Annotated in this window: 24 protein-coding genes; 9 read left to right on the top strand and 15 right to left on the bottom strand. The window is 64.2% G+C overall.

The features are described from left to right. Positions 1–42 precede the first annotated feature (42 nt). Positions 43–876 carry a porin family protein gene (locus tag PP263_RS16355; RefSeq protein WP_308364789.1) on the bottom strand — a complete coding sequence of 278 codons (834 nt, stop codon included), beginning with the start codon at positions 874–876 and terminating at the stop codon, positions 43–45. A gap of 300 nt (positions 877–1,176) precedes the next feature. Continuing rightward, a complete protein-coding gene (gene ycaC, locus PP263_RS16350; RefSeq protein WP_308364788.1) occupies positions 1,177–1,806 on the bottom strand; it encodes an isochorismate family cysteine hydrolase YcaC in 630 nt (209 codons plus the stop codon). A 423-nt stretch (positions 1,807–2,229) separates the two neighbouring features. On the opposite strand from ycaC, the gene PP263_RS16345 reads away from it, so the two are divergent. After that, positions 2,230–3,645, top strand: coding sequence for a DUF1254 domain-containing protein (locus PP263_RS16345; protein ID WP_308364787.1), 1,416 nt, complete (start codon positions 2,230–2,232; stop codon positions 3,643–3,645). Positions 3,646–3,672: 27 nt separating this feature from the next. Here the strand turns inward: PP263_RS16345 and trmB are convergent, their stop codons facing one another. The 6 genes from trmB to ftsY all read right to left on the bottom strand — a co-directional run bounded on the left by trmB (position 3,673) and on the right by ftsY (position 9,092). Next, positions 3,673–4,389: a tRNA (guanosine(46)-N7)-methyltransferase TrmB gene (gene trmB / locus PP263_RS16340; RefSeq protein ID WP_308364785.1), complete on the bottom strand. Its 717-nt coding sequence runs from the start codon at positions 4,387–4,389 to the stop codon at positions 3,673–3,675. Between the two features lie 148 nt (positions 4,390–4,537). Then, a complete protein-coding gene (locus PP263_RS16335) occupies positions 4,538–4,915 on the bottom strand; it encodes a DUF423 domain-containing protein (protein WP_308364784.1) in 378 nt (125 codons plus the stop codon). A gap of 179 nt (positions 4,916–5,094) precedes the next feature. After that, the gene (rpoH, locus tag PP263_RS16330) at positions 5,095–5,949 is read right to left on the bottom strand and encodes an RNA polymerase sigma factor RpoH (protein WP_308364783.1); all 855 of its coding nucleotides are present in this window, start codon (positions 5,947–5,949) and stop codon (positions 5,095–5,097) included. 214 nt (positions 5,950–6,163) lie between these two features. Then, a complete protein-coding gene (gene ftsX, locus PP263_RS16325) occupies positions 6,164–7,210 on the bottom strand; it encodes a permease-like cell division protein FtsX (RefSeq protein ID WP_308364782.1) in 1,047 nt (348 codons plus the stop codon). Next, positions 7,191–7,877: a cell division ATP-binding protein FtsE gene (gene ftsE, locus PP263_RS16320; protein WP_308364780.1), complete on the bottom strand. Its 687-nt coding sequence runs from the start codon at positions 7,875–7,877 to the stop codon at positions 7,191–7,193. The genes ftsX and ftsE overlap by 20 nt, the downstream gene beginning before the upstream one ends. A 114-nt stretch (positions 7,878–7,991) precedes the next feature. Beyond that, on the bottom strand, positions 7,992–9,092 hold the full coding sequence (gene ftsY, locus PP263_RS16315) for a signal recognition particle-docking protein FtsY (RefSeq protein ID WP_308364779.1): 1,101 nt from the start codon (positions 9,090–9,092) through the stop codon (positions 7,992–7,994). A gap of 83 nt (positions 9,093–9,175) precedes the next feature. Here ftsY and rsmD point away from each other — a divergent pair, with 83 nt between their 5' ends. The 4 genes from rsmD (at position 9,176) to ggt (ending at position 14,039) form a co-directional block, all read left to right on the top strand. Next, positions 9,176–9,757 carry a 16S rRNA (guanine(966)-N(2))-methyltransferase RsmD gene (rsmD, locus tag PP263_RS16310; RefSeq protein ID WP_308364778.1) on the top strand — a complete coding sequence of 194 codons (582 nt, stop codon included), beginning with the start codon at positions 9,176–9,178 and terminating at the stop codon, positions 9,755–9,757. Positions 9,758–9,793: 36 nt separating this feature from the next. Beyond that, on the top strand, positions 9,794–11,671 hold the full coding sequence (locus PP263_RS16305; protein WP_308364777.1) for a fructose-specific PTS transporter subunit EIIC: 1,878 nt from the start codon (positions 9,794–9,796) through the stop codon (positions 11,669–11,671). 111 nt (positions 11,672–11,782) lie between these two features. Next, complete coding sequence (gene coaD, locus PP263_RS16300) at positions 11,783–12,259, top strand: pantetheine-phosphate adenylyltransferase (protein ID WP_308364775.1); 477 nt, start codon at positions 11,783–11,785, stop codon at positions 12,257–12,259. Positions 12,260–12,320: 61 nt separating this feature from the next. Then, complete coding sequence (gene ggt / locus PP263_RS16295) at positions 12,321–14,039, top strand: gamma-glutamyltransferase (protein ID WP_308364773.1); 1,719 nt, start codon at positions 12,321–12,323, stop codon at positions 14,037–14,039. Between the two features lie 4 nt (positions 14,040–14,043). Here ggt and PP263_RS16290 read toward each other — a convergent pair whose 3' ends face one another. From PP263_RS16290 to radC, 7 genes are all read right to left on the bottom strand, one after another. Further along, complete coding sequence (locus tag PP263_RS16290; protein ID WP_308364772.1) at positions 14,044–14,589, bottom strand: amidohydrolase family protein; 546 nt, start codon at positions 14,587–14,589, stop codon at positions 14,044–14,046. Between the two features lie 89 nt (positions 14,590–14,678). Further along, positions 14,679–15,230 carry a disulfide bond formation protein B gene (locus PP263_RS16285; protein ID WP_308364770.1) on the bottom strand — a complete coding sequence of 184 codons (552 nt, stop codon included), beginning with the start codon at positions 15,228–15,230 and terminating at the stop codon, positions 14,679–14,681. Between the two features lie 2 nt (positions 15,231–15,232). Continuing rightward, a complete protein-coding gene (locus PP263_RS16280; RefSeq protein ID WP_183460246.1) occupies positions 15,233–15,391 on the bottom strand; it encodes a DUF5993 family protein in 159 nt (52 codons plus the stop codon). A gap of 49 nt (positions 15,392–15,440) precedes the next feature. Continuing rightward, entirely contained in the window at positions 15,441–16,256 is an 816-nt protein-coding gene (gene mutM / locus PP263_RS16275) for a bifunctional DNA-formamidopyrimidine glycosylase/DNA-(apurinic or apyrimidinic site) lyase (RefSeq protein ID WP_308364767.1), read from the bottom strand. 127 nt (positions 16,257–16,383) lie between these two features. After that, positions 16,384–16,539, bottom strand: a complete 156-nt coding sequence (gene rpmG / locus PP263_RS16270; RefSeq protein WP_069946430.1) for a 50S ribosomal protein L33 — start codon at positions 16,537–16,539, stop codon at positions 16,384–16,386. 35 nt (positions 16,540–16,574) lie between these two features. Further along, positions 16,575–16,811, bottom strand: a complete 237-nt coding sequence (gene rpmB, locus PP263_RS16265) for a 50S ribosomal protein L28 (RefSeq protein ID WP_183460240.1) — start codon at positions 16,809–16,811, stop codon at positions 16,575–16,577. A gap of 448 nt (positions 16,812–17,259) precedes the next feature. Then, on the bottom strand, positions 17,260–17,934 hold the full coding sequence (gene radC, locus PP263_RS16260; RefSeq protein WP_308364762.1) for a DNA repair protein RadC: 675 nt from the start codon (positions 17,932–17,934) through the stop codon (positions 17,260–17,262). 95 nt (positions 17,935–18,029) lie between these two features. Between radC and coaBC the strand changes: the two genes are divergently transcribed. The 4 genes from coaBC (at position 18,030) to slmA (ending at position 23,394) form a co-directional block, all read left to right on the top strand. Beyond that, a complete protein-coding gene (gene coaBC, locus PP263_RS16255) occupies positions 18,030–19,241 on the top strand; it encodes a bifunctional phosphopantothenoylcysteine decarboxylase/phosphopantothenate--cysteine ligase CoaBC (RefSeq protein ID WP_308364761.1) in 1,212 nt (403 codons plus the stop codon). Positions 19,242–19,253: 12 nt separating this feature from the next. Beyond that, positions 19,254–21,620: a phosphomannomutase/phosphoglucomutase gene (locus PP263_RS16250; RefSeq protein ID WP_308364758.1), complete on the top strand. Its 2,367-nt coding sequence runs from the start codon at positions 19,254–19,256 to the stop codon at positions 21,618–21,620. Positions 21,621–21,694: 74 nt separating this feature from the next. After that, a complete protein-coding gene (gene argB / locus PP263_RS16245) occupies positions 21,695–22,648 on the top strand; it encodes an acetylglutamate kinase (RefSeq protein WP_308364756.1) in 954 nt (317 codons plus the stop codon). 140 nt (positions 22,649–22,788) lie between these two features. After that, positions 22,789–23,394, top strand: a complete 606-nt coding sequence (slmA, locus tag PP263_RS16240; protein ID WP_183460230.1) for a nucleoid occlusion factor SlmA — start codon at positions 22,789–22,791, stop codon at positions 23,392–23,394. The last annotated feature ends 24 nt before the right edge of the window (positions 23,395–23,418 follow it).

Here is a 23,418-nt window from a genome sequence, read left to right as displayed (position 1 = left end):
ACTTCCGCCATCCATGGCGGTCGCGCACCCTACGTTTGAATTTTATTCAGTCCACAATTGCGGGCAGCCATCCTCGTACACAGGGGTTCCCAGTGGGGTTGTGGGGCATATGTCCAGGTAGTTGGGCACGCCGTCGCGATCGGAATCCACCGGACAGCCGTCCAGGCCCACATCCACACCGATGGGCGTCTGCGGGCAGTAATCCACATCGTCCAGGATGCCGTCCGCGTCGCGGTCGCGCATTATCACCAAGTCGTCGATCCACTGGTAGCCGATGCTCAAACTGATGTGGCCGTCCAGGCCGCCCTCCTCGATGCCCTGGAAGGCGCGCGCATCCGCCCGCGCCTGCCAGCGCGGCCCCAGCTGGTATTTGACCCCCAGCCCCAGGTTCACCATGGTCTGGCGGTCGTAGTCCTTATCCAGGAACGGGTCCAGCAGATATTCCTCCCAGACCAGTAGATCGTCTTCGTCGAAATCCACGCGAAACTCCCCCACCCCGAAGGCCACGTAGGGCTGCCAGCAGAGATTGCCGCAGAAGCGCCCGGCAAACTGGTAGAGAAGATCCATGTGGTAGTTGCTGCCGTCCAGCTTTTCGTCGATACCCTCCACACTCACGGTGAAGACGTGGTAGACCCCTTCCAGCGCCCAGCGGTCGGTGACGTTGTAGCCGAAGCCGAAGCCGCCACCCCAGGTGTCCTCCGGCTCCAGTCCCTGAAAGGGGGTGCCGTCCAACCGGTCGCTGTCGAACCAGTAGTAGCCGCCGTTGAGGTATAGGTTCAGCGTGCCCTCCAGGTCGGCGTGCGCCGGCGCGGCGGAAATCGCCAGCGACACCAGAACAGTATGGAGAATAAGCGGGCAAGAGCGGCGTTTTATCATTTATCGCTCCGGAAGTTCCTTTTACCGGTATTAAACAGTGCCTGGGCAAACCTATAGCATTTGCGCTGCAGGTTTTCCCTGACCTGTTTGAAGATAGCAGACATTGCGCGGCGCAATGGCGCGCCAATGGACCTGATCCGCCGATAGCTATCCATAGCAAACGAGGAAATCATCGAGGCGCAGCGGGAGTGGGAGCGGGGCGGCGAACGTTTCGGAACCATCGCCGGCTGCAACGACCCGCCGCTGGCCGCCCCGGAAATTCCCTGGGCGAACGGCTGGCGGAGCACAGCCGTTCGCCCTTTACTTGTTTGTCCCCGCGAGGGTGTTATAGCTGTTGATCAGGTTGCGGTAATCGGGGATGTGATTGCTGAACAGATTACCCAGTCCCTCGACATCGTTGCGCCAGTCGCGGTGCAGTTCGCAGGCGGCGCCGAACCAGGTCATCAGCTGCACCCCTGCTTCCGCCATGCGGTGCCAGGCGGCATCGCGGGTCAGCGGGTTGAAGGTGCCGGAGGCATCGGTAATCACAAACACCTCATGACCTTGCTCCATGGCGGACAGCGCCGGGAAGGCCACGCACACCTCGGTGACCACGCCGGCGATGATCAACTGCTTCCTGCCGGTGTCTTCGACCGCAGCCACGAAGTCCTCGTTGTCCCAGGCATTGATCTGGCCCGGGCGGGCGATATAGGGCGCCTGCGGAAACTGCTCCTTGAGTTCCGGCACCAGCGGGCCGTTGGGGCCGTCCTCGAAACTGGTGGTGAGGATGGTGGGCAGCTCGAAGTACCTGGCCAGATCGGCCAGCGCCAGCACATTGTTTTTGAATTTGTCCGGGTCTATATCGCGCACCAGGGAGAGCAGGCCAGTCTGGTGGTCCACCAGCAGCACCGCGGCGGCGTTTTTATCGAGACGGATATAGGATTTGCTCATATCGGTTTCCCTACCAATTGAAAAGCGTGAATACCGCATCTCTGAGTTAAGCCCAGAAGCCGCCCCAGCACTGGCCGTCTGCCGCCTTTTTTCCTCTTGAGGGATTTCGCGTTCGTCAACAACAAATGCCCGGCAGAAACCGGGCGTTTTTGTTCCCCGCTCTGGTTCCCGCTTCGCGTAAGCCGGACTACACGGGAGTTGCTGGCATGCCAAATGACAGAAATCCCGTTTGCACCGGACGCAGTGCTCCGCCCGGCCGCTTTCTCCGCCTGTTTGCTATCGTTTAAAGGTTTCCCCGGACCAATGCGAAATTCCGTCGCAGGCCTGTAACTTTTCTGCCATTTTCCATTCGCCGACGATTCGCGGTCCAGGGCGAACCGCGCGGCGATCTGGACGGCAAAAATTTGCGCCAGGAGATCCTCTATGCAAACCCCCGTTGACACTCTTCTGAGATTTTCGCTGGCGATCGCCATTGCTTTCACATTCGGCCCCCTGGCGAGGGGGGAGTCGCTGTCGCCGCAGGAGGCCAAAAGCATAGCCGTGGATGCCTATATCTACGGCTATCCGCTGGTCACCCTGGAGATGACCCGCCGCGTGATGACCAATGTCGCCAAGCCGGAAGGCAACCGCGCCCCGGTGGGACAGTTCGCGCGCCTGCGCAAGTACCCCACGGCGGCCTTCCACGACGTAACCGCCCCCAATGCCGACACGCTCTACACAGTGGCATGGATCGATGTGGGCAAGGAGCCCTGGGTGTTGAGGCTGCCCGACGCCCACGGCCGCTACTACCTGTTCCCCATGCTGGACGGCTGGACCAACGTATTCGAGGTGCCCGGCAAGCGCACCACGGGCACCGGGGCGCAGACCTATGCGATCACCGGTCCCGGTTGGGAAGGATCACTGCCCGAAGGCGTCACCCGATACGAGTCGCCCACCGCCATGGTCTGGCTGCTAGGCCGTATCTACTCCACCGGCACGCCGGAAGATTACGCCAAAGTACACAGGCTGCAGGACGAGATTTCGGTGGTGCCGCTCAGTGCCGATGGAAAAAACTACACGCCTCCGCGAGGGAAGGTGGACCCCGCTATCGATATGAAAACGCCGGTGCGCGATCAGGTCAACGCACTCGGCAGCGCCGATTATTTCAATTTGCTGGCGAAGCTGATGGAAGACAACCCACCGGCAGCGGTCGATGCGCCCATGGTCTCGAAAATGGCAAGGCTGGGCATAACCCCCGGCAAACCCTTCACCCTCGACAATCTGGACCCAGCTGTGCAGAAGGCATTGCAGGATGTGCCCAGGCTCGCCTTTGAAAAGATCGAAGGCCACTTCAAATCCGCGGGCAAAGACATCAACGGCTGGCTATTCACCACCAAGACCGGAACCTACGGCACCGACTATCTGCAGCGCGCATTCATAACCGCCGTCGGTCTGGGCGCCAACCGGCCGCAGGATGCGGTCTACCCGACGTCCAACAAGGATGCCGCGGGCAGCCCTTACTCCGGTGCCAACAAGTACGTGATACATTTTCCCAAGGGGCAGATGCCGCCGGTCGAGGGTTTCTGGTCGTTGACCATGTACAACGACAAATATTTCTTTGTCGAGAACCCACTCAACCGCTATACACTCAGCGAGCGCAACCAGCTGAAGAAGAACCCCGACGGCTCCGTGGATCTCTATATACAGCACGAGAATCCCGGGCCGGAAAAAGAATCCAACTGGCTGCCCGCACCCGAGGACGGATTCAACCTGATGCTGCGCCTCTACTGGCCGAAGGAGACTTCCCCCTCGATCCTTGACGGCAGCTGGAATCCGCCCGCGGTGAAAAAAGTCGAATAGGCAGAGAGGAAACGGGCCTGCGCCCGGCTATTTGCGCCGGTACAGCAGATCCCAGACGCCGTGGCCAAGGCGCTGGCCGCGGCGCTCGAATTTGGTCTCCGGGCGGAATTCCGGGCGCTCGGAGTAATGGTTTTTGCCCGCGGTGTTTTCCAGCAGCGGCTCCGCCTCCAACACTTCGAGCATATGCTCTGCGTAGTTTTCCCAGTCGGTGGCCATATGCAGCAGGCCGCCGGCTTTCAGCTTTGCGCAGATCAGGCGTACGAATTCCGGCTGCACGATGCGGCGCTTGTGGTGCTTCTTCTTGTGCCAGGGGTCGGGGAAATAGAGCTGGAAACGATCCAGCGACCCGTCGGCGATACAGTCGTTCAGCACGTCCACCGCATCCGCCATATACACCCGCAGGTTTTTCAGGCCCAGTTTGCCGGCATTGTTGATCAGCCGGCCGACACCGGGCGGGTGCACTTCGATGCCGATAAAATCCTTGTCCGGTTCCGCCTCCGCCATGGCCAGCAGCGAATCGCCCATGCCGAAACCGATCTCCAGCACCAGCGGCGCCTCGCGGCCAAAAACTGCGCGCGGTTCCAGCGGGCCGTCGAACAGGGACAGGCCGTATTCTCCCCAGTAATTGTCAAAAGCGCGGCGCTGGCCCTCGGTCATGCGCCCGGCGCGAATCACATAGCTGCGGATGGATTTCTTCTTGTATTCGGTGCGGTAGGGAAATTCCTCCGCGGATTCTTCTTGCATTATTCGCGACCTCTGATGCGAATTCGATTCACTGTATTGTAGGGCCGAAGGCGCCGTGAATACATGGAGCGGCCGGGGCGGCCGTTGGCCGCGACTGTGGTTCCGGCAGAGACTGATCGCGGCCAACGGCCGCTCCTACAGAGAGAAATTATTTGGGGAGATTCAGCGCGGCGACAAACAGCGCCGCCCAGCCGCCGATCATCGCCAGCCCGCCCAGCGGGGTGACCGGGCCTAGCCAGCGCGGACCGCCGAAGGCCAGGGCGTAGAGGCTGCCGGAGAACAGCAGCACGCCCAGCGCGAACAGCCCACCGCTCACCTGCAGTGATGTCTTCTCGCCCCAGTGCCGCATCAGCAGTGCGATGCCGAACAGGGCCAGCGCATGCAGCATCTGGTAGAGCACACCGGTTTTGTAGGCCTCCAGCAGATTCTCGGCGATTTTGCCGCGCAGGCCGTGGGCGCCAAAAGCGCCGAGTATTACGCCGGTGCCGCCGAAAAAGGCGGCGATCAGTAGATAGAGTTTTGCCATGGTTTTTCCTTTTGATTTGGCACCTGTAGGAGCGGCCCATGGCCGCGATCGGGATAGCAGGCAAGGTAGAGTCGGAAAGATCGATCGCGGCCATGGGCCGCTCCTACAGGGAGCCTACGGCCCCCAATAAAAAAACCGCGCGGCTGCGCGGTTTTTTCGCCGGTCATCGATATGCCCTGTCAGGCTTCCATCGCCACCCGCACTTTCTTCATCGCATTCTTTTCCAGCTGGCGGATGCGCTCGGCGGAGACGCCGTACTTGTCCGCCAGTTCGTGCAGAGTGGACTTCTCGTCGCTCAGCCAGCGAGCCTGGATGATATCGCGGCTGCGCTCGTCCAGCTGCTCCAGCGCGGAAGCCAGGCTGCTGAGATTGGTCTCCTGCCAGTTGTCCCGCTCCAGTTGGGCCGCCGGGTCGTAGCGGCGGTCCTCCAGGTAGTGGGCGGGGGCCTGCCAGGCGGTGTCTTCGTCCTCATCCACGCCGGCATCGAAGGCGGCGTCGTGGGCGGACAGGCGGCCCTCCATCTCGTGTACCTGGGCCACGTCAACGTTCAGGTCCTGGGCCACCGCCCTGGCCTCGTCGTTGGTGAGCCAGGCCAGTTTCTTCTTCTGCCCGCGCAGGTTGAAGAACAGCTTGCGCTGGGCCTTGGTGGTGGCGATCTTCACGATGCGCCAGTTGCGCAGGATAAACTCGTGAATCTCCGCCTTGATCCAGTGCACCGCGAAGGACACCAGGCGCACGCCCTTTTCCGGGTTGAAGCGCTTGACCGCCTTCATCAGGCCGACGTTGCCCTCCTGGATCAGGTCCGCCTGGTTGAGGCCGTAGCCGGAATAGGACTTGGCGATATGGACCACGAAGCGCAGGTGCGACAGCACCAGCTGGCGCGCGGCGTTGAGGTCTTCGCGGTAGTAGAGGTCTTCCGCCAGGCGCTTCTCCTCCTCGGCGGTCAGCACCTCGAAACTGCTGACCGTCTGGATATAGGCGCCCAGGTTGGCGCCCGGAGACAGCATATGGACTGGCTGTAGGCTGGTTCCCATTCAGGTCTCTCCTTCTGAAAACTCGATCACCGGAGCAGCGGTTGGCTCCCCGGCTGCCGGCGCTTGCACGCGGCAAATTGGCTTCAGTGTAGCACCTGCGCGACCGCCTTAGGAAGCCCGCGCAAGTGCGGCGCAATGTGTTGATATCCGGGGCCTTAGAGGGGTTATCCACAAGCGGGTTCCGCCCTCGCGCAGTCTTTACCTTTCTTATCCCTCAGCGCGGCTCTATCGCTTTGATGTGCCGCGCCACCGCCACCCAGGCGCCGAGCAGGCCGAGCACCGCGGCGGCGCCGACGAGCGCCAGCAGATAGCTGAACCCGGGACCGCGCAGGGCGTAGCCGCTGTCGTAGGAAGAGGCCAGGGCGGATACCGGGCCGGACAGCAGCGCCGCACCGACGCTCACCAGCAGCCAGGCGAGCAGGCCGCCGGCGACGCCGTAACAGAGGCCACTGTACAGGAAGGGCCGGCGCACGAAGGCGTCGGTGCCCCCCACCAGCTTGACCACCAGTATCTCCTCGCGGCGGCTCTCGATATGCAGGCGGATGGTGTTCACCACCACCAGCAGCACCCCCAAGGCCAGCAACAGCGCCAGGCCGGCGGACAACCGCCGGCCCAGTTCGGTCAGCTGGGCCAGGCGCTGTACCCAGGCCATATCCAGCACCACGGCATCGGTGAGCGCGCTGTCCCGCAGTTGGGAGGCCAGGGCCTCCAGCCGGTCGCTGGCGGTATCCCGCGGGCGCACCAGCAGCACCGCCGGCAGCGGATTGGCGCCGAGTCCGGCCAGCGCGTCGCCCAGCCCCGAGGCCTGCTGGAATTCCCGCAGCGCCTCCTCCGGGGAGATATAGGTGACCTCGGCCACGGCGGGATCGGCGCGCAATTTCCCGGCAAAGGACTGCACCGCGGTGTCGCGGGCGTCCTTGTGCAGGAATACCGAGATCTGCGGTTGGCCGTCCCAGCCGGCCACTGCGCGCTGGAAGTTGAGCAACCCCAGTTGCAGCGCCGCGGGCAGGGCCAGGGCGATGGCGATCACCAGCGCGGTCATGCCGCTGGCCAGCGGCGCGGCGAAAAAGCGCCGCAGGGCCTCGACCGCCATCTCCCGGTGGTGGCCGAGCCAGCTGTGCCAGCGGTCCCCCAGGCGGGTGCGCGCCGCCACCGCCCCGGTGGGCCTGGGCTTGGCTTCCGGCACCTGTCGCTGCGGCTTGCGGGACGCCCGCTGAGCCTTGTGCGCCGCCTGCGGCGGCCTATGGGATGACTGCTTCACGGCTGGGGATTCCGTCGTAGATCAACTGGCCCGCCTGCAGGGTGAGCACCCGGCGTTTCATGCGCGCGATCAGTTCCAGGTCGTGGCTGGCCACCATCACGGTGACACCCACGGCGTTGAAGTCGGCGAACAGCTGCATGATCTCCGCCGACAATTGCGGGTCCAGGTTGCCGGTGGGTTCGTCGGCCACCAGTATCGCCGGCTTGTTCACCACCGCGCGGGCGATGCCCACCCGCTGCTGCTCGCCGCCGGAGAGCGCGATGGGGTTCTGCTTCTCCTTGTGCAGCAAACCCACCTTGTCCAGCGCCGCGCGCACCCGGCGGCCCACCTCGCGTTTGCTGCACCCGGCCACCGACAGCGGCAGGGCGACGTTGTCGAACACATTGCGGTCAAACAGCAGCTGGTGGTTCTGGAATACGATGCCGAGGTTGCGGCGGTAGTAGGGAATCTGGCCGTTGCGCAGGCGGCCCAGGTTCTGCCCGGCCACCAGGATACTGCCGCGGGTGGGGCGCTCTATCGCCGTGAGCAGCTTGAGCAGAGTGCTCTTGCCTGCGCCGGAATGCCCGGTGAGAAACACCATGTCGCCGCGCTCTATCTCCAGGCTGACGCGCACCAGGGCGTCCTGGCCGGATTCGTAGCGTTTGTTGACGTTGTCGAAGGTGATCATGGAATTGCGGCACTATTTTTCTTGTTCTTGCTGTAGGAGCGGCCCATGGCCGCGATCGATCCATCCGAATTCTCTGGAATCCGTTCGCGGCCATGGGCCGCTCCTACAGGCGAATCAGCCGGGCTCACGTGCGAACAGCGCGGCGACGAATTCCCGCGCCTTAAACGGCTGCAGGTCCTCCGCCTGCTCGCCGACGCCGATAAAGCGTACCGGGATCCCGAACTTACGCGCCAGCGCAAAGATCACCCCGCCCTTGGCGGTGCCGTCCAGCTTGGTCAGCACCAGCCCGGTGACGCCCGCGGCGTCGCGGAACTGCTGAGCCTGGCTGATGGCGTTCTGGCCGGTGCCAGCGTCCAGCACCAGCATCACCTCGTGGGGCGCACTCTCGTCCAGCTTGCCCATCACCCGGCGCACCTTGGTCAGTTCCTCCATCAGGTTGGACTTGGTGTGCAGGCGGCCGGCGGTGTCGGCGATCACGATATCGATGCCCCTGGCCTGGGCCGACTGCACCGCATCGTAGATGACCGAGGCGCTGTCGGCGCCGGTGTGCTGGGCCACCACCGGCACATTGTGGCGCTCGCCCCAGACCTGCAGCTGCTCCACCGCCGCGGCACGGAAGGTGTCGCCGGCGGCCAGCATCACCGAGCGGCCCTGGTTCAGATAGCGGTGCGCCAGCTTGCCGATGGTGGTGGTCTTGCCCACACCGTTGACGCCCACCACCAGGATCACGAAAGGTCTCTTCGCGGTGTCGATCTCCAGCGGCGCCTCGACGCCGTCGAGCAGGTCCGCCAGTTCCCCCTGCAGCGCATTGTACAGCGCCTCGCCGTCGGCCAGTTCGCGGCGGGATACCCGGCCGGTAAGCCGCTCGACAATCTCCCCGGTGGCCTCCACCCCCACGTCCGCCATCAGCAGGTGGGTCTCCAGTTCCTCCAGCAGATCCTCGTCGATCTCCTTGGCGCCCAGGAACAGGTTGCCCATCCCCTCGGCGAACTGGCTGCTGGTGCGGCTGAGGCCGCGGCGGATGCGGGAGAAGAAGCCCTCTGTCTTCGCCGGCTGCGGTGCGCTTTCGGCAACCGCCTCCGGCCGCGCCGACTCGGCGGGCTGTCGGGGCTCAGGCGCGGCGGGCTCCTCCGCCGGCGCTGATTCAGGGGCTGCCTCTTCGGCCTCGGTTTTGCCGGGCTGGGGCTGCTTTTTGCGCAGGAAGTCAAAGATCATTGTGAGTCCGGATGTACCGCTTGCAGAAAGGCGCTAATCTTAGCACCGCTCCAGCCCCCACACAGCCGTTATAGAGAATCGCCTTGGCCAGAAGCCCCTCGCGCAAACCCGCCCCCCAGCCCCTCTCCCAGCTGCGCATCATCGGCGGCCGCTGGCGGGGACGCAAACTGCAGTTTGCGCCGGTCGCGGGCCTGAGACCCACCGGCGACCGGCTGCGCGAGACCCTGTTCAACTGGCTGCAGTTCCGTTTGCCCGGCGCCCGCTGCCTGGACCTTTTCGCCGGTTCCGGGGCCCTGGGGCTGGAGGCCTTGTCCCGCGGCGCGGCCGGGGTGGACTTCGTCGAGCTGAACCGCAGCGCGCTGCAGACGCTGAAGGAGCAGTTGGGCGTACTCCAAGCGCAAAATGGCCGGGTACACTACACTAGTGCAAGCGATTTCCTCGCCCATACAGACACCCGCTACGACATAGTGTTTGTGGATCCGCCGTTTGACAGCGACCTCTGGCAGGAAACGCTGGCTGCCCTCGGCACGCACTTGGCAAGGAATGCGCTGGTCTATGTGGAGACCCCCCGCGACAAGGCAGTCCTCCCACCGGACGGCTGGCAGATCGCAAAGGAAAAACGGGCGGGGCGGGTGTGCATGAGGCTGTTTTCAGTCACTGGATAAGAACCAGGGATTGCCATCTCCGGGTAGGAAGTCCCCATGTCCCTGACCGACTTGCTGGCCGTCGATCGCATAGTTGTCGATCAACCCGCCTGCAGCAAAGACGAAATACTGACGAAGCTGGTAGGGCTGCTTGATCGCGCCGGCAAGCTTGCAGATGCGGCGGCCTTTCTCGATGCCGTGCGGGAACGCGAGGAGGCCGGCAGCACCGGTCTGGAGCAGGGAGTGGCCGTGCCCCACGCCCGCTCCGACGCGGTCCGGGAGCCCGCGCTCGCCTTTGCAATAGTGCCGAAGGGTATCGATTTCGGGGCCCTCGACGGCCAGCCGTCGCACTTTTTCCTGATGATCGCTGAGCCTACGGATGTCGAAAACGCCCACCTCAATATATTGGCCACGGCCACCTGCCACCTGATCGACCCGGCCTTTCGCAAACAGCTGTTCCAGGCCCGCTCGGCGCCGGAAGTGCTCAGGTGCTTTGCCGAGGCGGAAGGCGTCGAGTTGCCGCCGGCAGCCGAAGAGCCCGAAGATGAAATCCGCCTCGTCGCCGTGACCGCCTGTCCGGTGGGTATTGCGCACACCTATATGGCCGCCGAGCGGCTGAGGGAAGCGGCGCGCGAACTGCACCTGAACCTCCACGTCGAAACCCAGGGGGCGAGCGGCGTGCGCGACCCCCTCTCGGACGACGATATACAGCGGGCCGACGCGGTCATCCTGGCAGCGGACCGCGACGTCGACCTGGAGCGCTTCGCCGGCAAACCGCTGCTCCGGGTCCCGGCGGGCGACGCCATCCAGCACCCCCAAAGGGTGCTGCTGACGGCGCTGCGAATGCCGGAAACCGAGGAGGGCGAAGCGCAACGCGGTGAGCCCGGCGGGCCGGCGATAACCGCAGGCAGGATGGCCATATACCGCCACTTGATGGCGGGGGTGTCCGGCATGCTGCCCTTTGTGGTCGGCGGGGGCATCTTGATCGCGCTGTCGTTTATGTTCGGGGTCCATGCGTCCGATCCCGACTCCCCCTACTACCATCCGCTGGCGGAACTACTGGCCAAACTGGGCGGCCCCCAGGGTGCTTTCGGCCTGATGGTGCCGGTTTTCGCGGCCTTTATCGGCCACAGCATCGCCGGCCGGCTCGGCCTGATGCCGGCGATGGTCGGCGGCTACATCGCCGCACAGGCGGGTACGGGCTTTCTGGGCGGCCTGGTCGCCGGCCTGATCGGCGGCTATGTGATCCTGTTCCTGCAGCGGCTCTGCCGCCCGCTGCCGGAATCGCTGGACGCGATGCGCACTATTCTGATCTATCCGGTGGCCGGGCTGTTGTTGTGCGGAGGGCTGATGTATTGGCTGTCCGAACCGATGATTGCGATCAACACTGCCCTGGTGGACTGGCTGAGCGGCCTCACCGCTGCCAACCGCATAGTGCTGGGCACCCTGCTGGGGGGAATGATGGCCATCGACATGGGCGGTCCGGTCAACAAGGCCGCCTATACCTTTGGGATTGCCGCGATCGAAGCCGGCAACTATCTCCCCCCGGCCGCAACAATGGCCGGGGGAATGGTGCCACCGTTGGGGCTCGGCCTGGCGACGCTGCTGTTTCCCGGCGTGTTCAACACCCTGGAGCGCCAGTCCGGGCGCACCTGCCTGATCATGGGGGCCTCCTATATCACCGAAGCGGCCATACCTTACGCCGCCGCCGACCCACTGAGGGTGATCCCTTCCTGCATCGCGGGCTCAATGCTGGCCGGGGCGCTGTCGATGGCCTTCGGGTGCGCGCTACCGGCGCCCCACGGTGGAATTTTCGTGATCGCGCTGGTGCAGCACTGGCCGGGCTATCTCGTAGCCCTCCTGGCCGGGACTGTACTGACCGCTGTTCTGGTCGGCCTGCTGAAGCGATTCCGCACCCCTTCCAAAGTGCCTTGAATTGTCTCCGGGTGTGCGCGAAGGTGCACTTGTGCAGGCTTCCGGATTTTGAGCCCGGACCACAAATTGTTTACCATGCGCGTCCCGTTCGGCCCCACAGAGCCCAGGTCCATGAAAAAAGTCGTCTACCCCGGAACCTTCGATCCGATCACCAACGGCCATCTGGATCTGGTGCAGCGGGCCTGTCGCCTGTTCGACCACGTGATCGTGGCGGTGGCGGCGAGTACCCGCAAAAACCCGCTGTTCACCCTGGACGAGCGGGTTGACCTGGCCCGGCGGGTACTGGGTGACCTGCCCAACGTGGAGGTGATCGGCTTCGATATCCTGCTCGCCGACCTGGTGCGCCAGTTGAACGCCTACGGGGTACTGCGGGGACTGCGCGCGGTCTCCGACTTCGAATACGAATTCCAGCTGGCCAATATGAACCGCCAGCTGGCGCCGGAAATGGAGAGCCTGTTCCTCACTCCGGCGGAGCACCTCTCCTATATCTCCTCTTCCCTGGTGCGGGAAATCGCCTCCCTCGGCGGCGACGTGGCCAAGTTCGTGCCGCCGGCGGTACAGGAAGCGCTGATGGAAAAATTCCGCTAAAACTTCGCTTCGGCACTTTCTGATACACTCGGCGCACACCTGTTTGACCGGGAGTCTTCTTGTGCGCAGCCCGCTCCTCGCCCTCATCGTTTTCCTGTCCCCCGCCTTTGCCGAAGAGCCGCAACCGGAAATCGCCACCGGCCGCGGCGAAATCAAATCCGCCAGCGCGCGGGAATATATGGCGGTCACCGCCAATCCCCTCGCCAGCCGCGCGGCGGAACAGATACTCGCCCGCGGCGGCACCGCGGTGGATGCGGCCATCGCCGCGCAAATGGTGTTGGGGCTGGTGGAACCCCAGTCCTCCGGCATCGGCGGCGGCGCCTTTATGCTGAGCTACCGCGCCGACAGCAAAAAGCTTCACTATTACGACGGCCGCGAGACGGCGCCCGCTGCGGTGGACGAAAACTACTTTATGCGCGACGGCCAGCCGCGCCCGTTTTTTCAGGCGGTGATCGGCGGCTATTCGGTGGGCGTGCCCGGCGCGGTGCGCATGTTGGAGCTGGCCCATCGGCGCGACGGCAAACTGCCCTGGAAATCCCTGTTCGAGCCCGCCATCGAACTGGCGGAGCAGGGGTTCACTGTCTCCCCGCGCCTGCACCAGTTGCTGGAAAGAATGCCCCAGGTGGCCGCGCGCCCGGCCATCGAGGCCTACTTTTTCGACGCCGACGGCGTGCCGCTGCCGGTGGGCCATAGACTGAAAAACCCGGACTATGCGCAGACACTGCGCACCATCGCCGCGAAAGGTGCGGACGCCTTCTACGAAGGGGAAATCGCCGAGGCGATCGTCGAGGCGGTGCGCGAAGACCCGGACAACCCGGGATTGCTCACCGAAAAAGACATGGCCGGCTACCGCGCCAAGGTGCGCGAACCGGTGTGCAGTATTTTTTTCGAGTACCGTGTGTGCGGCGCTGCTCCGCCGTCCTCCGGCGGCACCACCGTGGGCGCCATCCTGGGGATGCTGGAACATTTCCCGCTGAACCCCTACGAGGCGGGCGACAGCGAACTCACGCACCTGTTCGCGCAGGCGTCCGAGCTGGCGTTCGCCGACCGCAATACCTATGTGGGCGACCCGGATTTTGTCGAAGTCCCCACTGCGGCGATGGTGGCACCGGCCTATCTGGCAAAGCGCGCCGAACTGATCGACCCGAAGAAAGCCACCGCGGTGGCGCCCGGCAAGCCGGCGGCTTTCGCGCACAAACGCCTGACCGCGAAATCCCCGGAGCTGCCCAACACCAGCCACCTGTCCATCGTCGACCGCTACGGCAACGGCGTGAGCATGACCACCAGTATCGAGACGGGTTTCGGCTCGCGGCTGCTGGTGAAGGGCTTCCTGCTCAACAACCAGCTCACCGATTTTTCCTTTACCCCGAAAAACGCCGACGGCGCCCTGGTGGCCAACCGCATCCAGCCGGGCAAGCGGCCGCGCTCGTCCATGTCACCCACCATCGTGTTCGACGGGGAAGGGAACATGCGCCTGCTGGTGGGCTCCCCCGGCGGATCGCGGATTATCGACTACACCGCGCGCACCGCACTCTACCACCTGGGGCTGGGCATGCCGATCGCCGAGGCCATCGCCGCCGGCAATATCGGCGCGATCGGCGGCCGGGTGGAGTTGGAGGCCGGCTACTTTTCCGCGGATACGGTGGCGGCGCTGGAAAAAATGGGCCACAAAATTGCCCAGCGCGATCTCAACAGCGGCATCCACGCCATAGCAATTGTCGACGGCGAACTGCACGGCGGCGCCGATCCGCGGCGGGAAGGGAGTGCCCTGGGCGAGTAACCGGCTATGGAGCCGCCTCACTCGCTGGTTTCGGAATGATTTTTTCAATCAGCTGCACGGCGCTGCCCCGCAGCAGGCCCGTAGGCAGGCCGTTGTCAGCCTTTTCGATCACGCCGCCCTCCGGGTTCGGCGTGTCGACGTTGATGCCGGCGGCGGCCAGGGCCTCGGAGTTGGCCCAGATGGTGCGGTGGTCGCGGGAGAAGAGCACTATCGGAATCAGGTCGTTGACCTGATCCAGCTGCGCCTTGTGGGGCGGCGCCTCGCCGAAGGCGGCGGCATCCCAGCCTTTGCCGACGATCACCTGCAGATCCGAGTTGTCGCGAATGAATTTTTTCACCGCCTCGATATAGTCGCCCGGGCTGCGGCCCCCGCGCAGGTCCAGCAGTCGCTCGACGCCGGAGAGCTGCAGCGGTTCGGGCTCGGGCGCAGGCTCGGGCTGGGTCGCCAGATCCGCCGGCGCTTCCGGTTTTTCAGTGGTCGGAGATGGCTCCCTACGGTCGCAGCCGGCGGCGAGCAACACCACGGCACAGACTATCCAGATGCTCTTCATCGTTTTCCCCTTCGCTAAAAAATGCGGACTCCGGGACAAGTATAGAAAGGGGGGCTGCGTTGAATTAAAGCCATTGCCCATCCCGGGATTCACCGGCCCAGCAACTGGTACTCCGTGGGGTTATCCGGGCAGGGCCCCAGGCCGCATTCCAGGGTGGTGGACACCAGGTTGATCAACGCTATGGCCAGGAAGGAGACCGCTGCGAGGTTCGCGAGCGGAGAGAGGGCGCGCGGCGCCGCATCCTCAAAATGCTCCAGCGCCAACGTCACCGCCGCGTACAGCAGCAGCGCGGAAAAGGCGATGAAGGCCCAGGTGTAGAAGTGCAGCCCCAGGAAGGGAGAACCGAACCCCGGATCGCCGGGTGCTATGTGCAGCAGCACCTGGCGCCCGGCGGCAAGCAGCCCGCCCAGGGCGGACACCAGTATCACCGTGTAGTGCAGCGGTCGCGGTCCGCAGCGCAGGTTCAGCAGCAGGCCGATGCCCACCATAAGAAAGGCCACGCGCTGCAGCAGGCACAGCGGGCAGGGAAGTTCGCGCAGCCACAGCTGCCAGATAAGGGCAAACCACAGGATGCCACTCACCCCCAGCAGCGCAAGGGCGTCGGCGGTGCGGAGCGGGCTGAAGGTGCGGGGCGTCTGCATGACTACAGCGAGATATCCAGGGTACTGGTCATGTGGAAGCGGCACCAGATAAGAAAGATCGCCAGGGTTACCAGCCACCACCAGAGGCTTGCCCGGCAATGGCCGCGCCAGGCGAGCCAGGCGGAAATCAACGCGCTGAGGAAGGGCAGCATCATGACCATGAGCGGGCACCGGGGGCTGACAGGTGACTGCCGGAAGTATAGAGAAACTTCAGCGCTGGCAGCGGCTGCAGAAGAAGGTGTTGCGCTGGGCCAGGATCAGGTCGCGGATCGCGCGGCCGCATCCGGGGCAGGGCTGCCCGGTGCGGCCGTAGACCTTGAGCTGCTGGGCGAAGTAGCCGGGCTGGCCGTCGCCGCCGATAAAGTCGCGCAGGGTGGTGCCGCCCTGTTCGATAGCGTGCCCCAGCACTTCCTTGATGGCCTCGGCCAGGCGCAGGTAGCGGGCGCGGGAAATGGAACCGGCGGCCTTGTCCGGGCGGATACCGGCGAGAAACAGTGCCTCGCTGGCGTAGATGTTGCCCACTCCCACGACGATACGCCCGTCCATGATCAGCGCCTTGACTGCCTGGCGGCGGCCGCGGGAGGCGGAAAACAGGTAATCGCCGTGAAAATCACCGGACAGGGGTTCCGGGCCCAGGTGGGCGAGCAGTTCGTGTTCCGCGGGCTCTCCACCGGTCCACAGCAGGGCGCCGAAGCGGCGGGGATCGCGGTAGCGCAGGACCAGGCCACTATCCAGTTGCCAGTCGATGTGGTCGTGCTTTTCCGCCGCGCACTCCGGACCTACGAGGCGCAGGCTGCCGGACATGCCCAGGTGCCAGATGGCGCAGCCCCGGTCGGTGTGCACCAGCAGGTACTTGGCGCGGCGCTCCAGGCGCAGGATCTTCGCACCGGAGATGCGCCTCTCGAATCCCTTGTCCACCGGCCAGCGCAGTTGGCGCTGGCGCACCCTGGCCGAGCGGACCCTGTGGCCCTCCAGGTGTGGGGCCAAGCCGCGGCGGGTGGTTTCTACCTCGGGTAGTTCGGGCATTTTGCTTTGGGCTTGTTGGGTAGGGCGGGCCTCCGGCCCGCGAGCCGAGCTAGAGCTCGGCGCTCCCGGCACACACAAAAAAGCCCGGAAACTCCGGGCTTTTTCCATCCTGCTACAGGCACAATCGTTACTTGATCTTGCCTTCTTTGTACATCACATGCTTGCGGACAACGGGATCGTATTTCTTGATCTCCATTTTTTCCGGCATGTTGCGCTTGTTCTTGGTGGTGGTGTAGAAATGGCCGGTTCCGGCGCTGGAATTCAGGCGAATTTTGTCACGCATTGTTCTGTCTCCGATCTCTTAGCGGACTGCCGCCGTTAAAATTTTTCGCCGCGGGCGCGCAGCTCGCTCAGCACGGTGTCGATACCTTTCTTATCGATCACGCGCATTCCTTTGGCGGATACCCGCAGCTTCACGAAGCGCTTCTCGGATTCGACCCAGAAACGGTGGCTGTGCAGGTTGGGCACAAAGCGGCGCTTGGTGCGGTTTTTAGCGTGGGATACATTGTTACCGGTGACCGGGCGCTTACCGGTGACCTGACATACCTTGGACATCTGATGGCCTCTTCAAAACTCTCGAGCCCGCTGTGACGGAGCGGTGCGGGGACTGATTAATCCGGTTCCTGGGCGGACGCGGTATCTGTATAGAATCTGGCCCGGCCGCAAAAGAGCGGCGTTTTATACCAGAAGAGCCCCTTGGGGGCAAGTTCTGAACAACATAATCGGCCTGTGGGAACTTGCCTGCAAGCGAACAGCTACGGAGTTCCGCCCTTTTCGCCTGCAAGCAGGCTCCTGAGAGCACAGCGCCAGGCACCACATTCAGAGCCTGTTTGGAGTCTCGCGCAAAACTCGCCTGGCCGGTATGGGTGCCTCTTTCCGGGACCGTATGAGGCATGGATGCCGATTACGAGCGTACAGGGACGTATTTACAGCGTGTCCCGGAAAGAGGCACCCATACCGGCCCCGCACGGAACGGGGACGATATGAAGACTCCAAACAGGCTCTAAAGCAACCCCTGCTCGGCAAAAGACAGCGCCGCCCCTTCTCCCACGATCATATGGTCCAGTACCTTGATGTCCACCAGCTCCAGCGCCTGGCTCAACCGCTCGGTGATCCAGATATCCGCCTGGCTGGGCTCACTCACCCCGGAGGGGTGGTTGTGGGCCAGGATCACTGCCGCCGCGCCCTTGTGCAGCGCCGCCTGTACTACTTCCCGCGGGTAGACGCTGGCGGCGTTGAGGGTGCCTTCGAACAGCTCCTCGAAGGCGATGACCCGGTGCTGGCTGTCCAGGTAGAGGCAGCAGAATACTTCGCGCCGGCGGTGGCGCAACTGCGCGGTCAGGTAGTTGCGCACCGCGTCGGGGCTGCACAGGGCATCGGTGCGCTGCAGGGATTCCGCCAGGTGGCGGCGGGCCATTTCCAGCACCGCCTGCAGTTGCACATACTTGGCGTCGCCCAGGCCTTTGCCGCGGCAGAACTCCCGCTTGTCCGCCTCCAGCAGCGGACGCAGGCCGCCGAAATCCACCAGCAGCTGACGGGCCAGATCCACCGCCGAGAGTCCGGGAATCCCCGTGCGCAGGAAAATCGCCAGCAACTCCGCGTCCGAAAGCGCCTCCGGCCCCCGCTCCAACAGTTTCTCCCGCGGCCGTTCCGCCGCCGGCCAGTCCGTGATCGCCATGGTCTCCCTCCCTGATTATCCTTATTCGCGAGGCACAGAAATGCTAATCTTACCCGCTCCCCCGATTTTGGAAATATTGTTTCGGAACCGCGCCTATGTCCTCCCTGGCCGACAAACACATACTGCTGGGCGTCACCGGCGGCATCGCCGCCTACAAGAGCGCCGACCTGGTGCGCCGCCTGAAGGAGCGCGGCGCCCGGGTGCGGGTGGTGATGACCGCGGGCGCACAGGAATTTGTAAAGCCGCTCACCTTCCAGGCCCTCTCCGGCGAGCCGGTGCACACCGACCTGCTGGACCCGGCGGCGGAGGCGGCCATGGGGCATATCGAACTGGCCAAGTGGGCCCAGTTGATCCTGATCGCACCGGCCAGCGCCAACCTGATGGCCAAGCTGGCCGCGGGCATGGCGGACGACCTGCTCACCACCCTGTGCCTGGCGAGTGAGGCGGAACTGGCGCTGGCGCCGGCGATGAACCAGGCCATGTGGCGCCACCCGGCCACCGCCGCCAACAGGCAAACCCTGTTGAACCGCAACACCCGCATCTGGGGACCGGCGGCGGGCAGTCAGGCCTGTGGGGACGTGGGTCCCGGGCGCATGCTGGAGCCGGACGCCCTGGTTACGGAGGTGGAAGCCCTGTTGGCACCGAACCCTTCGCTGGCAGGCAAAAGGGTGGTGATCACAGCCGGCCCCACCCGCGAGGCGCTGGACCCGGTGCGCTTCCTCAGCAATCACAGCTCCGGCAAAATGGGTTTCGCCCTGGCCGCCGCAGCGCGCCGCGCCGGTGCCGAGGTCACCCTGATCGCCGGCCCGGTGTCCCTGGCCACACCGCCGGGAGTCAAGCGTATCGACGTAATCGACAGCCGGGAGATGCGCGATGCCGCCGAGCGCGCCGCGGATCTGTGCGACCTGTTTATCGCCGCCGCCGCGGTGGCGGATTTTCGCCCCGCCACGGTGGCGGAGCAGAAAATAAAGAAGCAGGACGGCAGCGAGGAAGACGTCGTGGCGCTGGTCAAGAACCCGGACATCGTCGCCGGCATCGCCGCGCGCAGCAGCCGGCGCCCCTTTACCGTCGGCTTCGCCGCGGAGACGGAAAAGGTACTGGAGCACGCCCGGGGCAAGCTGGTGCGCAAGAAACTCGACCTGATTATCGCCAACGATGTGAGCACGGAGGACGGCGGCTTTGACAGCGACCGCAATGCCGTTACCGTGATCGACAGTACCGGCAGCGAGGCCCTGCCACCGGCATTGAAAACGGAACTGGCCGAGCGGCTGATCGAAATCATAGCCGCCCGAGCATTTGCACAATAATTGGAACCATTCGTGTCTTCCCGCAAACAAAATCGTCAATCTCTGATTCACAGCGGCCTGCTGTTGCCGGCCCTGCTGGCCGCCGCGGTCTGGCTGGGCGGTGCCTACATCATCGAGCGCAATATCATCGCCCCGCGCAGCGCCGCACAGGCCGAAGAGGCGGCCCGGCGGCAGGGAGAGGAGTATGCCGCCGAGCTGAGCCGCTATTTTGCCGAGCGCGCCCGGCAGTGGGAAAGCATCGGCAACGGCGGCCATACACCCGTTGAATTGCAGAAGAGCGATGCCCTGCCGCCGCAGGCCTCCGCGCAGTTTTTTGCCGACGGCGGCATACGCGTCGGCGCGGGAGATAATCCCCCCCTCAATTTCGCCCTGGTGGACCTGCTCAAACGCAGCCAGACAGAGGGCCCGCAGCCGGCGGAATTCCTGCGCACCGGCGCCGGCGACAGCTGGCAGCTGCACAGCGCCGTTGCCGGAGAGGGCGGGCTGCTGCTGATCACCCAGCCTTTTTCCGTCATCGAAAAAATCCTGCAGAAATTCGACAGCGGCAACGGCGCCATTGTCCTGGTCCAGAAATTTCCCGACGGCACACCGCAGACACTGTGGCGGGCGGGGCAGGGCAACGGCGGCAGCACCAGCGCACCGGTCGGCGGCAGCTACCTGATTGTGCAGTTCCAACCCTCCGCATCCTTTGCCCAGCGCCACGGTTTCGGCGCGCACTGGTGCTATATCGCCGCCGCGCTCGGGCTGCTGGTTTCCCTGTTGTTATTGCTGCGCTTCCTGCCCCGCAACGCTCCCGCACCCTGGGAACGCATCAACGATAAAATGAAACAGCACAGGCGCGGGGGGAAACCCGACGACGCGGAGCCGGAAGCCGAGCAGTTCCAATCGCCGCCGGAACCGCGGGAGCCGGGTCCGCAGCGCGCCGCCGCGCCCGACGTACACGAAGAAGTTGTGGAAGAAGCCCCGGCGAAATCCCGGCCGCCACTGGGCACCGACTTCCCCCGCCACGTGTTCCGCGCCTACGATATCCGCGGCGTAGCCGGCTCGGAAATCAACGAACCCTTCGCCTACCAGTTGGGGCGCGCCCTGGGCACCCTGGCCCAGCACGCGGGCGAGAAAATCCTGCTGGTGGGGCGCGACGGCCGCAACAGCAGCGAACTGCTGAGCAGCTGCCTGATCGAGGGAATCCTCGACAGCGGCTGCAACAGCGTCGACCTGGGCCTGGTGCCCTCGCCGCTGCTCTACTACGCCTGCGTCCGCGGCAAAAACACCAGCAGCGGGGTGATGGTGACCGCCAGCCACAACCCGGCGGAGTACAACGGCTTCAAGATCCTTTTGCGCGGGCGGCCACTGGCCGAGGACAAGCTCTCGGGATTGCGCCAACTGATGCAAAAGGGCCCGTTCAAAAGCGGGCAGGGCAGCAACCGCCAACAGGATGTGCGCGAGAGCTATATCGAGCAGATCTACAACGACGTGGCGCTGGCGGGACAGCCGCACCTGGTGGTGGACGCCGGCAACGGCTCCACGTCCCTGTTGGCGCCGAGGTTGTTCGAACAGCTGGGCTGCGCGGTCACGCCGCTGTTTTGTGAAATCGACGGGGATTTTCCCAACCACCCGCCGGACCCCTCGCGACCGGAAAACCTTCAGGCCCTGATCGAAAAGGTAACCGAGACCGGCGCAGACCTGGGCGTGGCCCTGGACGGCGACGGCGACCGGGTGACCCTGGTCTCCGCCTCCGGGCGCATCGCCTGGGCGGACCAGCTGGTGATGCTGCTGGCCCGGGACGTGCTCGCGCGCAACCCCGGCGCAGATGTGGTGTTCGACGTAAAAAGCAGCCGCGCCGTCGGCCAGTTGGTGAACCAGTACGGCGGCCGCCCGATCATGTGGAAAACCGGCCACGCGCCCATGAAAACCAAAATGCAGGAAACCGGTGCGCTGCTGGGCGGCGAACTGTCCGGGCATATTTTTATCAAGGACCGTTGGTTCGGCTTCGACGACGGCATCTACGCCGCCGCGCGCATCCTGGAAATCATGGCGCTGCGCGAGCAGAGCCTGGACGACTTGCTCGATTCGCTGCCACAGCTGGTAAGTACCCCGGAAATTCTTTTGCCGGTGGAGGAGGGCGAGAAATTCGCTTTGATCGAGCAGCTGAAAAACACCGGCGAGTTCGACGCGGCGGATATCAACACCATCGACGGCCTGCGCATCGAGTACGCCGACGGCTGGGGCCTGGTGCGCGCCTCCAACACCGGCGCCGCCCTCACCCTGCGTTTCGAGGCGGAAACCGAGGAAGCGCTGGAGCGCATCCGCAAACAGGTGATGACACAATTGAAAAAAATCGATCCCAAGCTGACGGTACCGGACTGGCAGCTGGTGTAGCGCCGTGCACACCGAGAAACCCCGGAACACTTTCGGTGCGCACGGCGCACCCTACGAACAGGAACTTTCCCTTTATGTCATTGGATCAGAAATCCGCCCTACGCGTCGCTCAGGTACTGAACGAGGCGCTACCCTATATCCAACGCTTCACCGGCAAGACGATAGTGGTGAAATTCGGCGGTAACGCCATGGTGGATGAAAAGCTGCAGAACAGCTTTGCCCGCGACATTATCCTGATGAAACTGGTGGGCATGAACCCGGTGGTGGTGCACGGCGGCGGGCCGCAGATCGGTGAGCTGCTGGACAAACTCAGCATCGAATCCCGCTTCGTGGACGGCATGCGGGTCACCGACAGCGAGACCATGGACGTGGTGGAAATGGTCCTCGGCGGCACGGTGAACAAACAGATCGTCAACCTGATCAACAAGAACGGCGGCCGCGCCGTGGGCGTGACCGGCAAGGACGGACTGCTGATTCGCGCCAGGAAACTGCAGCGGGAAAACGCCGCCGCGGGGCTGCACGCCTCGGAAATTATCGATATCGGCCATGTGGGCGAAGTGGAGAGCGTCAACACCGATGTCATCGATATGCTGATCCACAGCGACTTTATACCGGTGATCGCCCCTATCGGCGTGGGCGAGGACGGCGCTTCCTACAATATCAACGCGGATCTGGTGGCCGGCAAGATCGCCGAATACCTGCGCGCAGAAAAACTGATGCTGCTCACCAATGTGGCGGGCCTGCAGAACAGGGAAGGCAAAGTGCTCACCGGCCTCACCACCCTGCAGGTGGACGGGCTGATCGCCGACGGCACCATCTACGGCGGTATGCTGCCCAAGATCGCCTGCGCCCTCGACGCGGTGAAATCCGGGGTAACTTCCGCGCATATCATCGACGGCCGCGTACCCCACGCGGTGCTGCTGGAAATTTTCACCGATACCGGCGTGGGTACCCTGATCACCAACAACGGGGCACAATCGCAGGCCCAATTGCCGGATAACATTGAAGCGCGCGAGACAAATCGCTAGGATTCCCGCGCCTCTCCCAGCCGGCAGAGCCGGCGGCGGCTCCCGCTTAGGGCCTGTTTGGAATTTTGTACACAACTCTCCGGGCCGAGAGAGATTCCAGACAGGCGCTTACTCTCAAAGGCATAACAACAAGGCAGTCAATGAGCAGCGAAAAAATCAACCGGCGCCAACAGATACTGCAGGCCCTGGCGCATATGCTGGAGGCCAGTCCCGGCGCCCGCATTACCACCGCGGCCCTGGCCAAGGAAGTGGGCTTTTCCGAGGCGGCTCTGTACCGCCACTTTCCCAGCAAGTCCAAGATGTTCGAGGGCCTGATCGAGTTTATCGAGGACACCGTTTTCAGCCGCGTGTCCCTCATCCTGCAGGAGGAGCCCTCCGCCCTGGCGCGCTGCCAGAAAATCCTGCACCTGTTGCTGGCCTTCTGCGAGCGCAATCCGGGCATCACCCGGCTGCTCACCGGCGATGCTCTCACCGGCGAGACCGAACGGCTGCACGGCCGCATTCTGCAATTCTTCGACCGCCTGGAAACGCAGTTGAAACAGATCCTGCGCGAGGCGGAGCTGCGCGAGCAGCTGCGCCCGGCCATTCCCCTCGGCGGCGCCGCCAACCTGCTGCTGGCCAGTGCCGAAGGGCGCATCGTGCAGTACGTGCGCAGCGGCTTCAAGCGCAAGCCCACCGAGTACTGGGCGGAGCAGTGGCCGGTATTGATGGCGGGATTCTTTCGCGAGACGGCGCTGGCGCAGTAGCCAGAGGAGAGGGGTGAGGATACA

Origin of the sequence: Microbulbifer sp. TB1203 (assembly GCF_030997045.1) — a bacterium.
Classification (GTDB): Bacteria; Pseudomonadota; Gammaproteobacteria; order Pseudomonadales; family Cellvibrionaceae; genus Microbulbifer.
This window is presented reverse-complemented; position numbering and strand designations above follow the sequence as displayed.

Coding starts and splice junctions, on each gene's coding strand:
- rpoH (WP_308364783.1), bottom strand. CDS start 5,949: ATGGGAACCAGCCTACAGCCAGTCCATATGCTGTCTCCGGGCGCCAAC.
- PP263_RS16280 (WP_183460246.1), bottom strand. CDS start 15,391: ATGGTCATGATGCTGCCCTTCCTCAGCGCGTTGATTTCCGCCTGGCTC.
- ycaC (WP_308364788.1), bottom strand. CDS start 1,806: ATGAGCAAATCCTATATCCGTCTCGATAAAAACGCCGCCGCGGTGCTG.
- PP263_RS16345 (WP_308364787.1), top strand. CDS start 2,230: ATGCAAACCCCCGTTGACACTCTTCTGAGATTTTCGCTGGCGATCGCC.
- rpmB (WP_183460240.1), bottom strand. CDS start 16,811: ATGTCCAAGGTATGTCAGGTCACCGGTAAGCGCCCGGTCACCGGTAAC.
- rpmG (WP_069946430.1), bottom strand. CDS start 16,539: ATGCGTGACAAAATTCGCCTGAATTCCAGCGCCGGAACCGGCCATTTC.
- mutM (WP_308364767.1), bottom strand. CDS start 16,256: ATGCCCGAACTACCCGAGGTAGAAACCACCCGCCGCGGCTTGGCCCCA.
- coaD (WP_308364775.1), top strand. CDS start 11,783: ATGAAAAAAGTCGTCTACCCCGGAACCTTCGATCCGATCACCAACGGC.
- PP263_RS16285 (WP_308364770.1), bottom strand. CDS start 15,230: ATGCAGACGCCCCGCACCTTCAGCCCGCTCCGCACCGCCGACGCCCTT.
- argB (WP_308364756.1), top strand. CDS start 21,695: ATGTCATTGGATCAGAAATCCGCCCTACGCGTCGCTCAGGTACTGAAC.
- PP263_RS16335 (WP_308364784.1), bottom strand. CDS start 4,915: ATGGCAAAACTCTATCTACTGATCGCCGCCTTTTTCGGCGGCACCGGC.
- PP263_RS16355 (WP_308364789.1), bottom strand. CDS start 876: ATGATAAAACGCCGCTCTTGCCCGCTTATTCTCCATACTGTTCTGGTG.
- radC (WP_308364762.1), bottom strand. CDS start 17,934: ATGGCGATCACGGACTGGCCGGCGGCGGAACGGCCGCGGGAGAAACTG.
- PP263_RS16290 (WP_308364772.1), bottom strand. CDS start 14,589: ATGAAGAGCATCTGGATAGTCTGTGCCGTGGTGTTGCTCGCCGCCGGC.
- ftsE (WP_308364780.1), bottom strand. CDS start 7,877: ATGATCACCTTCGACAACGTCAACAAACGCTACGAATCCGGCCAGGAC.
- trmB (WP_308364785.1), bottom strand. CDS start 4,389: ATGCAAGAAGAATCCGCGGAGGAATTTCCCTACCGCACCGAATACAAG.
- slmA (WP_183460230.1), top strand. CDS start 22,789: ATGAGCAGCGAAAAAATCAACCGGCGCCAACAGATACTGCAGGCCCTG.
- coaBC (WP_308364761.1), top strand. CDS start 18,030: ATGTCCTCCCTGGCCGACAAACACATACTGCTGGGCGTCACCGGCGGC.
- ftsY (WP_308364779.1), bottom strand. CDS start 9,092: ATGATCTTTGACTTCCTGCGCAAAAAGCAGCCCCAGCCCGGCAAAACC.
- PP263_RS16305 (WP_308364777.1), top strand. CDS start 9,794: ATGTCCCTGACCGACTTGCTGGCCGTCGATCGCATAGTTGTCGATCAA.